This is a genomic window from Robinsoniella sp., from assembly GCF_034124845.1.
In genome coordinates this window covers 1-14,097 of sequence record NZ_JAWYAJ010000205.1, presented here as the reverse complement: position 1 = coordinate 14,097, position 14,097 = coordinate 1, and the positions used below count along the sequence as shown (strand labels likewise).

Genomic DNA, 14,097 nt, shown 5'->3' with positions numbered 1-14,097 from the left:
GATTGTAAAAGGAGAAAGCGGAAGAACTTTTGGGCTTTCCCTGTTTCTGGGGCTTTATTGTAACTATTATATTGGCTTTATGCTGTGTTTATTTTCCTGCCTGTATTTTCTGGTGCAGTGGATTGCAGCAAAGAGATTTACCATCAAGGCATTTTTTAAATCCGGTATTAACTTTGCATGGTATGCACTGCTCAGCGGTGGAATGGCAGCTCTGGTTCTGATGCCGGCTTACCGGGCACTGGGAATTACGGAATCCATGGATGACAACGGATTCCCGGATAAGATTAAGTTCTTCACCAGCACAATTGATCAGCTCACCAGCCATTTCGCATTTGTGGAACCCATTAACATTGCGGATGACCAGGCTGGGGTAAATGCATACTGCGGCGTCATTATTCTGATTCTGGTGGTGCTTTATGTACTGGATAAAAAAGTAAGCCTGCGGGAACGTATTTCAAAAATATTGCTCTGTGCACTTTTGGTGCTGAGCTTTAATTTCAATATGCTTAACTTTGTGTGGCATGGATTCCATACTCAGAACGGACTGCCAAACCGTTTTTCCTTTATTTATATCTGCTTAATTCTGGTCATGGGGTACGAAGCGTTTACTCATGTAAAGAATATGCATGTAGTTAAAATCATCATATCCTGCCTGGTGCCTATAGGGTTTGTGGTCTACTGTATGATTACAAAGGCAGGGGAACGGGATCTCTATGTCTATCTGGTTACACTGGGACTGCTGGTAATTTACAGCATCTTGCTATTGCTTTACCGTTTTATCCGCCTGCGTGCATTGATTGTGTCAAACGCAGTGCTGGGAGTCATGCTTGCAGAAATGATTACCATGGGAATCTATGGTGTCTGCAGCAATGGAACGGTAGGAAGAAGTACGTATTTAGATGAGCAGAGCGCTTATAAGAAATTAATGGCTGAACAGGGAGATAAAGATTTTTTCCGAAGTGAAATCGACAGCCAGAGAATGCGCAATGAAACAATGTTCATGGGCGGTAACGGCGTCGTGCTGTTTTCATCCACAATGCCTGCAGCAACGGTCAATATGTGTAAAGGTATTGGTATGGAGGCACGAACCAACAAGAATGGTTATAACGGAATGACAAAATTGTTCAGTGATGTATTCGGTGTCCGTTATCTGGTTTCCAAAGCCAATTCCGATACTCTTTATAATATGAACCGTGTTGGTTTTGAAGAGCCGCTGGCACTTTATAAAAATGAAAATGCACTGTCACTTGGCTTTATGGTAGATCCTGCGATTAAAGACTGGCAGATCGAAGGACTGGTTCCAATGGAAATACAGGATCAGTTTGCAGGACTGGCTACGGGCAGCGAGCCTATCTATACGCTGAGAGAAGAGTATGACATTGAAGAAGGACCAACCTATATTATCCGTCTGCATCCGGGAGAACAGACCTACCTGGAATTGACCTCCAATGTAGAAAAACTGGTGATCAAGACACCTCAGTACGAGAAGACAATCAATGGGTATAACAGTAACCTCTTTGATCTGGGAAGAGTAACCGAGGACGGCAAAGCAAATGTCACCATCACTTATAAAGAAGGAAATGAAAATCCGGTGGGAGTCCGTGTCTATACCTGCAAGGATGAAGACTATAACAGGATGTATGAGAAGCTTTCCGCTAATCAAATGAATGTAACAACGGCGGAAGACGGAAAGATCAGAGGAAATATTGATGTAAAAACAGCTGGAACCCTCCTAACCTCAATTCCATATGATACCGGATGGAAAGTAAAAGTTGACGGCAAAGAGATTAAGACGTATGCGGTTGGTACTGCACTTATGGGATTTGACTTAAGTGAAGGACAGCACGAGATTACCATGGACTTTACACCCGAAGGCCTTTGGTCAGGAAGCTTTATCAGCATTGCCAGCATCGTTTTGTTTATGGTTACCATTATGCTGGAAGGCAGAAGCAGAAGAAAAAAAGGGTTACTGCCTGGAAATGAAGAAGAAGACCTGGATGACCTGGACGAAGACGAGATTTCTGAAAATGAGTATCAAAGCATGACCAGTGATTACGAAGAAGATGAGCCTGGGGATAGCTATGAAGATGCAGGGAAATCTGAATATGTAGAAAGATATGGAGCTGCAGGCGAATACGAGGATGAGGAAGAGTATGAACCTGTGGGGGAGTCTTGGTATGAGGAAGACTATGATCCTGCGGTGGAAGAATCTGAGTATGAGGAAAGCTATGAATCAGCGGTTGAAGAATCTGAGTATGAGGAAAGCTATGAATCAGAGGAAGAAGAATCTGGATATGAGGAAGGCTATGAATCAGAAGAAGAATCTGGATATGAGGAAAGCTATGAATCACCTGATGAAGAATTCCAATATGAGGAATCTGGAAAATCTGGAAATAATACTGGGAATCAGTAAGATTATGCGTCAGCAGATGAATCTGAGTATATGAAAAGCAATAAGCCTGTAAAAATTGGACAGGCGAGAAAGCAATTTAAAATACGCTCTGGAGTTTTATACGATACATTTCAAATATGGTTCAAATATACAGGAGATTCAGCTGTGTATTTGAACCATAAATTTATAAAAATTTCCGGCAGACGGCGATGAAACTAAAAGAAAGAGAAGAAGTTAGATAAATACATTTGATACATCAGAGAAAGAGGGTAAATCACGTTATGAATATTACATTTTCCAACAAAGCAGATATGTTTGAAGCAGGAATATTTGCCGTGCTCAATGAAAAAAAGGAAGCGTTAATCAATCAAGGAAATAAAATCTATAATCTTTCGGTAGGTACACCGGATTTTAAAACCGCTCCACACATCGTAGAAGCCGTATCTGAGGCTGCAAAAGATCCGGGTAACTACAAATATGCCCTGGTGGACATTCCACCGCTCATAAAGGCTGTACAGGACTTTTATCAAAAGAGATTCCAGGTTGCACTGGATGCAGAAGAGATCATGTCAATGAATGGTTCCCAGGAGGGGATGGCACATTTTGCCTGGACTCTGTGCAACCCTCAGGATGTGGTGCTTGTGCCGAATCCCGGGTATCCTATATTTAATATCGGTCCATCTCTCTGCGATGCAAAGACCGTTCAATATCCCTTATATAAAGAAAACCACTTTTTGCCCCGCCTGAATGAAATCCCGGAAGAAACAGCAAGAGCTGCAAAATTCATGGTAGTTAGTTATCCGGCAAACCCGGTCTGCGCTGTGGCACCGGACAGTTTCTATGAAGAGCTGATTGCATTTGCCAAAAAGTATGAGATTGTGATCTTACATGACAATGCATATTCCGATATTATCTATGGAGGCAGAAAAGGGGGCTCCTTTTTGCAGTTCGACGGGGCAAAGGAAGTAGGCGTTGAATTTTACTCCCTGTCAAAATCCTTTAACTATACCGGTGCCAGAATGTCTTTTGCCATTGGAAATAAAAAGATTATCGAGAAATTCCGAGCAGTCAGAACCCAGATCGATTACGGCGTATTTCTACCTGTGCAATATGGAGCAGTGGCGGCATTAAACGGACCGTTTGAGATGGTGGAAGAGCAGTGCAGGGAATATGAAAGAAGGAATCAGGCACTTTGCGGTGGACTTCGCAGCATCGGATGGAATGTACCGGACAGCGAGGGAACCATGTTTGTATGGGCGGCATTGCCGGAGGGATATAGCAATTCCAATCAGTTTGTTATGGAACTGATGGAAAGATCCGGTGTTATCTGTGTACCGGGCAGCAGCTTTGGTACTTTGGGGGAAGGTTATGTGAGATTTGCTCTGGTGGAGAATGTGGAGCGGATAGAGGAGATTGTGGAGAGTATAAAGGTTAGTGGGATCATATTTGATTCAAAAATATAGAAATACATATAACATTGATTTTCAGAGTAATACGCTCCCGGAAGCATTCACAGCTTTCGGGAGTTATTTGTAAAAGATTGATAAATTAAATTTCAAAATGTAATCCACCGTTTAAGATATTTTTTAGGTATTGAGAAGTGTAAGGGACATAGTCACCATTTGATAGGTGAAATGTTTTTGTGTCTTTGTTGATATTGCTGACATGCAATATGTTAATAATAATAGATTTTGAACACCGATAAAAATTTGGATTACGGGATAAGGAAGCAGCTAGTTCTTTTAAAGTGCCGTAGATGCTGTTTTCTTCCGTTGTAGTATGTATGAGTAATTTATGGCTTTCGTTTTTTGAAGTTTCTATGTATATAATATCGTCTGTATCCAAATAGATTCGCTGGCCTCCACATTTAACGGGTAATAATTCATTTTTCTTAAGCTTAAGTATTTCATAATTTTTATTAACAGCTTCAATACATTGACATATGCGAGCAGATAATTCGTCTGCCTGGCACAAAGGTATAAAATCCATTGCTTCTATCTTATACTGGAATGCAAAATAACATAACTCAATCTGTGACGTTATGAAAACAATATAACAACGTGGGTCAATTTTACGTATATTCTGAGCTAATTGAAATCCGTTTCATATAGTATTGAAGTTAGTCCCTATGAAATACAGACCTAAATGAGACGGGGATTTTGTTATGTATGTTAATAAAGTTTGGGGAGATTGTGTTTTAAATAAAATAAACATTTTTAAGTTCGTTAATAATAGGTGATTTTTAATTATTTGATGCCACTTATCTAAATTATCAGGTTTAATATCGCATAAAAAAATAGGTATCATATAACCCCTCCCTTTTGTTATCCAGTAATAATGTTTCAGGTTCTTATTTGGCATTATAAACTTTGCCAGTATTCTTTAAGAACCATGTGATTTTAGAAAAACTGGCTTTCCTTTAAAAAGCATATAATCATACTGCAAAATTGTATAAATTGAGTGAGCATAAAACTATTATATATATATTAATATGAACGAATCTGTTTATCAATTAATTTGCGTCGACAAATAATGACAAAAAACGATTTAAAATATACTTTATAGCATGTTGGACGAATTTTATTTTCATAAAAATGTATGAAATCAAGATATAATGTGGGAAAAATGTGATAAGAGAGTGGATATTAAGCATGAAGACAGTAAATTTTTTTGAAGACAGGATTTATTGGTGAAAAGATATAGATTATTACAAAAATATTCATAAGGCAGAAGACGTGTTATAATAAATCTATAAAGTAAGAACGTTTACATGAGAGATAAGGCGTTTTTAGTGATTTGCAATGTAGACCATCCTTAGATTTCACTTTAGTGAAATAGAATCTAATATTGTGGAGCGTACGGCTGCAATATAATAGTTATTAACGTAAACAATATGCAATAATTGGAAAGGGGGGAGATTTGGATATTCTGTTACTAATAGAATAAAGCATCTTATTTAGAAATTGGTAGGGAGGGTTAAGCATGATAAAAAGAATATGTAAGTTAGTAAGTTTGATACTAATAATAGCGTTATGTTTTAATATAACTGCATTTGCATATAATAGTGACACTCATATAAATGCAGTTACTGGGGAAACTGAGCAAAGTCAAAAGCCTGATCAGAGTTAATTTACTGGAGCGTGTTTTGAAATTCATTTTCATCAGATCTCAGGAATGAATTTTAAAACACGCTCCAGCATGGCATTATTTACTGTAGAGATTTTGTATGGTTTTTAAACATAAGTATCGGGTCATTGAGCAATTCACTTTTTTGAAGTTGTGAAACCAAGGGAGAGGATACATTGTGAAATATAAAGAAAAATATAAAGGTATATGTATTCATCTTAGTTCACTGTTAGTATTATTTACATTTATTTCATTTCTGTTCATATTAAAAGAAGTAAATAATAATCTTAGAACAATAAATAAGAGTGAATTTGATACTATACAAATAATAGATAGTGTAGGGAATAAATATAGTTCCTCTTCAAGTAATGAGATAAAAGCTATTAAGGAGGTATGTAAACTACAGTTTTTTTATCCGGTTAGTATATTTAAGGGGCGATATGTATCAAAAAAAGAGCCTTATATTATTTTTTTTATAAATAAAGGTAAAATAATAGGTTCCATAACTTATTATAAAAAAGAAAAAAAGTTTTTTGATGGTTATTTCTGTCGCCCTATTCATAAGGAGATATTTAGATACGTTGATGATATTATAGAAAATGGACAGGAAAATAAAATATTAAAATTGGAGCAAACCAACCATACTGGATTTTAACGGTTACGGAGACTATAAAATTTATTAATAAAAATAGTCAGATAAATTTCCGACATATTACTTAGTGTTTATGGATTGTTTTTATTGTATCTATATGACCTATGAAATCTGTTAAAAAATAGAATATATTTTTACATAAATCCCATAGTAAGAGAAATCCATCAAAAAGAGGGCTTGAAATAAAGCCCTCTTTATTGTATTATAGGGAGTAAAGTACAGGCCAAATAAAATGACTTTTATAAATCGGTACATCAATACCGGATAGCCGGTCAAATTGCTGGTCTATTTTTCCGGTTTAAGGGTATATATGGTACTGGATATAAAAACAGATTAGGGGTAAAAAGTGAATCAGGATTTGTATAATCAGTTGTGTGAGATTGTTGGAAGTGACAATGTACATGTAAATGAAGAAATGAAGAAACATACCACATTCCGAATTGGAGGTCCGGCGGACTTTTATGTGCTGCCTCATTCCAAAGATGAAATTGGACGTGTGGTACAGGTGTGTAAGAACGCCGAAGAACCGTTTTATGTCTTAGGGAACGGCAGTAATCTTTTAGTAGGCGACAATGGTTATCGCGGTGTCATTATTCAAATATTTAAGAACTACAGTGATATTATAATAGAAGGAACTCAGATAACGGCAAAGGCTGGGGCACTGTTGTCAAAAGTGGCTAAGAAAGCCCTGCATGCGGAACTGACTGGGTTTGAATTTGCATCGGGAATTCCGGGAACAATCGGCGGTGCCGTAGTGATGAACGCAGGTGCCTATGGCGGTGAGATGAAAGACGTAATTCTTTCTGCTACGGTTATGACCCAGGAAGGCAGAATTATAAAACTGTCCAACCAGGAACTTCAGTTAGGGTACCGGACCAGTCTGGTAGCCAGACAGAACGATATTGTGCTGGAAGTAAGACTCGGATTAAAAAAAGGAAATCCGGATGAAATCCGAGACCTTATGGAAGAGTTAAAAAATAAAAGAGTTACAAAACAGCCTCTGGAATATCCCAGCGCCGGCAGTACGTTTAAACGGCCGGAAGGGTATTTTGCCGGAAAGCTGATTATGGATGCGGGACTTAAAGGATTTTCCGTTGGAGATGCCCAGGTTTCCGAAAAGCATTGTGGATTTGTGATTAATAAAGGGGATGCTTCTGCCAGAGACATTGTGGCACTGATGGATGAAGTTACCGGACGTGTGAAAGAACAGTTCGGTGTGACATTAGAGCCGGAAGTGAAGAGATTAGGAGAATTCTAAGGATGAGATTCGTTATTGTTACGGGAATGTCCGGGGCGGGTAAGAGTACGGCACTGAAGATGCTGGAGGATGCTGGTTATTTTTGTGTAGATAATCTTCCGATTCAGCTCTTGCGTAAATTTGCAGAACTGGCCTGCACTCCGGGAAACGAAATCAGCAAAGTGGCAATGGGCGTGGATGTGCGGAATGGCCGGGCATTAAAGGAACTGGAACATGTATTGGAGTCAATGGTGATAGAAGGCTTTCATTATGAGATCCTCTTCCTGGATGCGGCAGATGCAGTTCTTGTGAAGCGATACAAGGAAACCAGAAGAGCCCACCCACTTGCAAAAAATGGCAGAATAGATAAAGGAATTGCCGCTGAGCGGGAACAACTGGTATTTTTAAAACAGCATGCCGATTATATCCTGGATACCAGCCAGCTGCTGACCAGGGAACTGAAGCTGGAATTGGATAAAATATTTGTGCAGAACCAGGAATTTAAAAATATTATGATTACAATCTTATCCTTTGGTTTTAAATATGGGATACCCAGTGATTCTGATCTGGTATTTGATGTACGGTTCCTGCCAAATCCCTTCTATATTGATGAATTAAAGCACAAGACCGGAAATGACAGGGAAGTGCAGGATTATGTTATGGGTTATGACATAGCACATGAATTTTTAAAAAAACTGACTGATATGGTGGGATTTCTCATTCCAAACTATATAATAGAAGGAAAAAATCAGTTGGTCATCAGCATCGGATGCACGGGAGGGAAGCACCGTTCCGTTACATTGGCAAACAGACTGTTCGAGACCCTTGGTCCCAAGGATGAATACGGACTGAAAATTGAACACAGGGATATTAATAGATAAGAAGGTGTGTTATGTCTTTTTCAAGCGATGTCAAAGAAGAATTATCAAGACAGTCCAGCAGCGCGAGACATTGCCAGATTGCTGAAATTGCCGCCATTATTAGTATGTGCGGCGGGATATCCATCTCCAGCAAAGACAAATACAGTGTCAGAATCCAGACAGAAAATATCGCAGTCGCAAGAAAGTACTTTACTTTATTGAGAAAAACCTTTAATATAGAGACGGAGGTTTCCATCAGGCAGAATATGTCTGTAAGAAAAAGCCGCGTGTATATAGTTTTGGTAAAACGACATGAAGATTCACTTATGATTTTGAAGGCCGCCAAGCTCCTGAATAAGGATATGGAGGTAGAAGAAAATCTTTCCATCGTGAATAATATGGTGATTCAGAACACATGCTGTAAAAGGGCATTTATAAGAGGCGCTTTTTTGGCGGCAGGTTCGATCAGTGATCCGCAGAAGTTTTATCATTTTGAAATTGTCTGCACGACCATACATAAGGCAGAACAGCTGCAGGCGATTATAAATAGTTTCGGACTGGATGCAAAAATTGTGGCCAGAAAGAAATATTATGTTGTCTATATTAAAGAAGGCGCACAAATTGTCGATATATTGAATATCATGGAGGCACATGTGGCACTTATGAATTTAGAGAATGTCCGGATCTTGAAGGACATGCGCAATGAGGTGAACCGGAAGGTAAATTGCGAAACCGCTAATATTCATAAAACAGTCAGCGCAGCAGTAAAACAAATTGAAGATATAAAATATATTCAGTCTACGGCAGGATTTGAAAGTTTATCCGAAGGATTGGCTGAAATGGCAGAACTACGGTTGGCCCAGCCGGATGCGACACTAAAGGAATTGGGAATGTTGTTAACACCTCAAGTTGGAAAATCAGGAGTAAATCATAGATTGAGAAAATTAAGCAATTTAGCGGATGAGCTAAGAGAGAACAAGGAGGAGAAACATTATGATTAAAAAACCTATCACAATTCAGATTCCAAGTGGATTGGAAGCACGGCCGGTAGCACTTCTGGTGCAGGTGGCAAGCCAGTACGAGAGCGATATCCATGTAGAATGTGGTGACAAGAAAGTGAATGCAAAAAGTATAATGGGTATGATGACTTTGGGCCTGGTTGCAGGTGAAAATGTTAATGTCATCGTAGAAGGCAGCGATGAGCAGGAAGCTATGAACAATATCGAGAAATATTTAAGCAGTAAATAATGAAATGAAACTGGTACAGTATAATTCTATTGTACCGGATAAACATGAAATAGGGGAGTCGGGAGAACCCGGCTGAGAGTAAACTACACCAATGTTTAGACCCATAACCTGATCTGGATCATACCAGCGTAGGGAAATATACCAATGGAGCAGTTTTTGCTAAGTACAGATAAAATTGCAGCTGATTGATAAAACCCTATCGTGAGATGGGGTTTTTATTATTTAAAATCATATAAGAAATGGAGAGAAGAAAGATGAATGCAAGTGTAGCGATTCAAACATTACCGAAAGCTAAAAATGATGAGGAATTAATCCGTATTGTAGATGAAGTAATTGCGTATATTAAAAGTACAGGTTTAAATTATTACGTAGGACCTTTTGAGACTGCAATTGAGGGTGATTACGATGAATTGATGGATATTATAAAAGAGTGCCAGCATATTGCGATCCGCGCGGGTGCACCGTCTGTTGCGGCATATATTAAAGTTTCCTATAAACCGGAAGGAGATGTACTTACGATTGAAAAGAAAGTTACAAAGCATCACCAGTAAGCTGTACTGTATCAGTGCAATTCTGGTTTTACTTATCCTGTGGCAGGCGGCATCTTCGTTTGAACTGGTGCCGTCCTTTATGCTGCCGTCACCGATGGCAGTAATCCGGGCATTTGTAAGTGATTTTAATTTATTAAGGATGCACTTGGGGACAACCCTTGTGGAAGCTTTTCTGGGACTTGGGATTGGAATCTTAACCGGATTTTTAGCTGCCTTATTGATGGACCGTTTTGAAGGTGTATATAAAGCATTTTATCCAATTATGGTAATCACCCAGACGATTCCCACAATTGCCATAGCACCCCTTCTGGTATTGTGGATGGGATATGATGTTGCACCAAAAGTGACTTTGATTGTAATCGTAACGTTTTTCCCGATTGCAGTCGGACTTCTGGAAGGTTTTCGGGCGGCAGATAAGGATACTATGAATCTAATGCGGTCAATGGGAGCAAGCCAGGGACAGATATTCCGGTATGTGAAGCTTCCCGGAGCGCTGGGAAATTTTTTCACAAGCCTGAAAATCTCTGTTTCCTACTCTGTAGTAGGGGCAGTGATAGCGGAATGGCTGGGGGGATTTCAGGGGCTTGGCGTATATATGACCAGGGTGCGGAGTGCCTATTCCTTTGACAAAATGTTTGCAGTAATTTTTCTGATATCAGCAATTAGTCTGGTTCTGATGTGGCTGGTAACAGTTCTGCGTAAAAAGATAATGCCCTGGGATCAATTAAAATAGTTATTTGAATTTCATAAGAAATAGCAGACATAGATTCAAAACAATAACTTTTTTGAAACAGTGAAGACGAGGAGAATACAAATGAAAAAGAAATTATTAGCGGTTACTTTAAGCCTGGCTGTGGCAATGTCTCTTGCAGGCTGCGGAAGCAGTGCGTCAGACGGCAGCGAATCAGCTCAGTCTGAGAATACGGCAAAAACAGACGGCAAAACGACTAAGCTGACCTTTGTACTGGACTGGACGCCGAATACCAATCATACCGGACTTTATGTTGCGCAGGAAAAGGGATATTTTGCGGAAGCAGGTCTGGAAGTTGAGATTGTACAGCCTCCGGAAGATGGTGCCACGGCGCTGGTTGCATCAGGAAAAGCGCAGTTTGGCGTGGATTTCCAGGACTCTCTGGCACCTGCATTTGCAAGGGAAGATCCCCTTCCGGTAACGGCAGTAGCAGCTGTGATTCAGCATAATACATCCGGTATTATTTCCAGAAAAGGGGAAGGCATGGATACGCCCAAAGGGATGGAAGACCATGTTTATGCGACCTGGGATCTTCCGGTTGAAAAAGCAATGATTGCGAATGTAGTTGCACAGGATGGCGGCGATTTCGATAAAGTAAAACTGATTCCAAGCACCGTAACCGATGAAGTAACTGCCCTGAAATCAAAACAGGTGGATGCGATCTGGGTATACTATGCCTGGGGTGGAATTGCCACAGAGGTAAATGATTTGCCGACGGATTATTTTGCATTTAAGGATATCAATCCGGTGTTTGATTATTATACCCCTGTGATCGTAGCGAATAATGATTTCCTAAAAGAAAATCCGGATGTGGCAAAAGCATTTATGTCTGCCTTGGCAAAAGGCTATGAAGATGCTGTAACGGACCCGGCAGAAGCTGCGGATATTCTCCGCAGGGCAGCACCGGAACTGGATGCAAAATTAGTTCAGGCGAGCCAGGAATATCTCAAGGATCAGTATCAGTCAGACGCAAAAAGCTGGGGATATATCGACGGGGCAAGATGGGATGCATTTTATGGCTGGTTAAATGAAAACAAACTGGTAGAGACAGAAATTCCTGCAGGCTGGGGTTTTTCCAACGATTATTTACCGCAATAAGCAATGGGTAGTGGTTTAGTGGTGCAGTACCAAAGACCCGTCTGCAGTATGCATGAGGAGATAAAATGATAAAATTAGCTGCAAAGCATATATCAAAAGCATTTGAAGATAAACAAATACTTTCAGATGTATCAATCGAGGTAAGAGAAGGGGAACTGGTCTGCCTTCTTGGAGTCAGCGGTGTGGGAAAGACTACGCTTTTTAACATCATCTCAGGACTGGCTTCACCGGACGGCGGGGAAATATTACTGGACGGAAAGGATATTACGGGCCAGGCAGGACACATCAGTTATATGCTGCAGAGGGACCTGCTGCTTCCGTACCGTACCATAGAAGATAACGTGGCACTGCCCCTTCTGGTTAGAGGGATGAATAAAAAAGCGGCGAGAGATAAAGTGTCTGCTTATTTTGCTGAGTTTGGACTGGAAGGAACAGAAAAAAAATATCCCAGCCAGTTATCCGGCGGTATGAGACAGAGGGCGGCGTTACTGCGGACCTATATGTTTTCTCAGGGAGTTGCCCTTCTTGATGAGCCGTTCAGTGCCCTGGATACCATTACAAAAGGCGGAATGCATAAATGGTATCTGGATGTTATGGAACATATCCGGCTGTCAACTATTTTTATCACACACGATATTGACGAAGCGATTATCCTGTCAGACCGTATTTATTTATTAACCGGTCAGCCGGGGTGTATTACAAAAGAAATCCAGATACAGGAATCCAAACCCCGAAGGATGGATTTTAACCTGACGGAAACATTTTTGGATTATAAACGGGAGATTATAAAATCGTTAGAATAATAAAAAAGCTGTTATATGAAGGGCGACCTTTATATAATGGCTTTTTTAAAAAGCGTTTTGTAGTGGAGTTATATATCAGGCTAACAGGTGATATGACGTAAAAGCGGTATATTTTTACAAGGTACCAATATTATTGCAGGGATTGTTTGACCAACATTTATAATAATTCAATACTATCATTTTATATTTTTGTTTGTTATAATTAATAAAAAAGATTGATGAGTTTGATTTAGATAATGAGAAGAACGCAAATGACCTTAGAGTAATAATAAAGCAGTTCTTCAGATACTTTCATTTAAAACATTTGTTGTTGCACAGAAAAAAGGAGGTTCATACATGCTGGAGAAACAAAGGATTCTTTTTCATGGAAGTAAAGAGATTGTTGAATTTCCAGAAATTAGAATGGCAAAATTTAATAAAGATTTTTATTTTGGATTTTATTGTACACTACTTTCAGAGCAGGCTCATCGTTGGGCAATCAGGTATACAGGGAGTGGAGTAATTAATGAATATATGTATATTCCCGATAAGACACTTAAGATTTTAAAATTTCCGGAGATGACGGAAGAGTGGCTTGATTTTATTGTTAAATGCCGTTCAGGTAAAAAACATAGCTATGATATTGTGGAAGGACCAATGGCAAATGACACAATATTTAACTATATTCAGAATTTTATTGATGGAAAAATATCCAGGGCAGCTTTCTGGGAGCTGGCAAAATTTAAAAACCCTACACATCAAATAAGCTTTCATACTATCAATGCTCTTACAACTTTAAAATTCAGGAAGGGATATGAGGTTTATGATGAAAAATAATAGTGCACTGTTCTTTACCTGCAGTCTAATTGAGTATATTGGCCGTATACGGAAATTAAGACGTGATGAAGTAGTTGATTATATGGGAAAAGATGTAATTGAGCGAATATACAGATATGCAGATGTTCTGCATTGTGAACCGATTGAGAAAACAGCAGATGAATATATCAATATGAACTCTATTCCGGAGGGAGATTATGATAATGTCGGTGAATGTAAGTATGAGGTTCCGGATTATTGGACAATCGGAGAAGTATATGAGAGATTGATAGAGGATATTCCGGGTAACAATAATGAAATAGTGGAGAAATTAATCCGGGTGTATAAATCCTGGCTTAACCAACATCTTTCAAATTACAATTCAGATCTTTATTATCAATCGAGAGAATATATTGCGGAATGTTATAAATCAAATCAGATACTGTAGTACAGATAATGCCTTTTGTATTTGATGGAAATAACTGCTTAAAATAAATATGGGTATTGGAGGGAGGATATATGAGTTTATTTTTAAATGTTTCCTATGAAGATAAGGATGAGGTAAAAGCGTTGGGTGCAAGATG

At 39.1% G+C, this 14,097-nt stretch carries 14 protein-coding genes and 1 riboswitch; of the genes, 13 read left to right on the top strand and 1 reads right to left on the bottom strand.

Features of this window, described 5'->3' with window-relative positions:
- Both ACH2DQ_RS09550 and ACH2DQ_RS09545 read left to right on the top strand, forming a co-directional pair.
- Nucleotides 1-2,413 (top strand): YfhO family protein (locus ACH2DQ_RS09550; protein WP_395026539.1); only part of this gene is annotated, 2,413 nt, incomplete at its 5' end.
- A gap of 260 nt (nt 2,414-2,673) precedes the next feature.
- The gene (locus tag ACH2DQ_RS09545) at nt 2,674-3,855 is read left to right on the top strand and encodes an aminotransferase class I/II-fold pyridoxal phosphate-dependent enzyme (RefSeq protein ID WP_394913593.1); all 1,182 of its coding nucleotides are present in this window, start codon (nt 2,674-2,676) and stop codon (nt 3,853-3,855) included.
- An 85-nt stretch (nt 3,856-3,940) separates the two neighbouring features.
- Here ACH2DQ_RS09545 and ACH2DQ_RS09540 read toward each other — a convergent pair whose 3' ends face one another.
- Nucleotides 3,941-4,381 (bottom strand): LytR/AlgR family response regulator transcription factor, encoded by a 441-nt coding sequence (locus ACH2DQ_RS09540; protein ID WP_394913592.1) that lies wholly within the window; start codon nt 4,379-4,381, stop codon nt 3,941-3,943.
- A 1,315-nt stretch (nt 4,382-5,696) separates the two neighbouring features.
- On the opposite strand from ACH2DQ_RS09540, the gene ACH2DQ_RS09535 reads away from it, so the two are divergent.
- The 11 genes from ACH2DQ_RS09535 to ACH2DQ_RS09485 all read left to right on the top strand — a co-directional run bounded on the left by ACH2DQ_RS09535 (nt 5,697) and on the right by ACH2DQ_RS09485 (nt 13,961).
- On the top strand, nt 5,697-6,173 hold the full coding sequence (locus tag ACH2DQ_RS09535) for a hypothetical protein (protein ID WP_394913591.1): 477 nt from the start codon (nt 5,697-5,699) through the stop codon (nt 6,171-6,173).
- Nucleotides 6,174-6,516: 343 nt separating this feature from the next.
- The gene (gene murB, locus ACH2DQ_RS09530) at nt 6,517-7,428 is read left to right on the top strand and encodes a UDP-N-acetylmuramate dehydrogenase (RefSeq protein ID WP_394913590.1); all 912 of its coding nucleotides are present in this window, start codon (nt 6,517-6,519) and stop codon (nt 7,426-7,428) included.
- Between the two features lie 2 nt (nt 7,429-7,430).
- Nucleotides 7,431-8,288, top strand: coding sequence for an RNase adapter RapZ (gene rapZ / locus ACH2DQ_RS09525; protein WP_394913589.1), 858 nt, complete (start codon nt 7,431-7,433; stop codon nt 8,286-8,288).
- 11 nt (nt 8,289-8,299) lie between these two features.
- On the top strand, nt 8,300-9,268 hold the full coding sequence (gene whiA, locus ACH2DQ_RS09520) for a DNA-binding protein WhiA (RefSeq protein ID WP_394913588.1): 969 nt from the start codon (nt 8,300-8,302) through the stop codon (nt 9,266-9,268).
- The gene (locus ACH2DQ_RS09515) at nt 9,261-9,515 is read left to right on the top strand and encodes an HPr family phosphocarrier protein (protein ID WP_027296735.1); all 255 of its coding nucleotides are present in this window, start codon (nt 9,261-9,263) and stop codon (nt 9,513-9,515) included. The genes whiA and ACH2DQ_RS09515 overlap by 8 nt, the downstream gene beginning before the upstream one ends.
- A 41-nt stretch (nt 9,516-9,556) precedes the next feature.
- A riboswitch (TPP riboswitch) is annotated at nt 9,557-9,667 on the top strand.
- 102 nt (nt 9,668-9,769) lie between these two features.
- On the top strand, nt 9,770-10,066 hold the full coding sequence (locus ACH2DQ_RS09510; protein WP_044296548.1) for a thiamine-binding protein: 297 nt from the start codon (nt 9,770-9,772) through the stop codon (nt 10,064-10,066).
- Complete coding sequence (locus ACH2DQ_RS09505; RefSeq protein ID WP_394913587.1) at nt 10,035-10,799, top strand: ABC transporter permease; 765 nt, start codon at nt 10,035-10,037, stop codon at nt 10,797-10,799. Before ACH2DQ_RS09510 ends, ACH2DQ_RS09505 begins: the two co-directional genes overlap by 32 nt.
- An 81-nt stretch (nt 10,800-10,880) precedes the next feature.
- On the top strand, nt 10,881-11,915 hold the full coding sequence (locus tag ACH2DQ_RS09500; RefSeq protein ID WP_394913586.1) for an ABC transporter substrate-binding protein: 1,035 nt from the start codon (nt 10,881-10,883) through the stop codon (nt 11,913-11,915).
- A gap of 65 nt (nt 11,916-11,980) precedes the next feature.
- Nucleotides 11,981-12,718, top strand: a complete 738-nt coding sequence (locus ACH2DQ_RS09495; RefSeq protein WP_394913585.1) for an ABC transporter ATP-binding protein — start codon at nt 11,981-11,983, stop codon at nt 12,716-12,718.
- 336 nt (nt 12,719-13,054) lie between these two features.
- Nucleotides 13,055-13,534: a DUF3990 domain-containing protein gene (locus ACH2DQ_RS09490; protein ID WP_395026534.1), complete on the top strand. Its 480-nt coding sequence runs from the start codon at nt 13,055-13,057 to the stop codon at nt 13,532-13,534.
- Nucleotides 13,521-13,961, top strand: a complete 441-nt coding sequence (locus ACH2DQ_RS09485; RefSeq protein ID WP_394913583.1) for a hypothetical protein — start codon at nt 13,521-13,523, stop codon at nt 13,959-13,961. The genes ACH2DQ_RS09490 and ACH2DQ_RS09485 overlap by 14 nt, the downstream gene beginning before the upstream one ends.
- Nucleotides 13,962-14,097 lie beyond the last annotated feature (136 nt).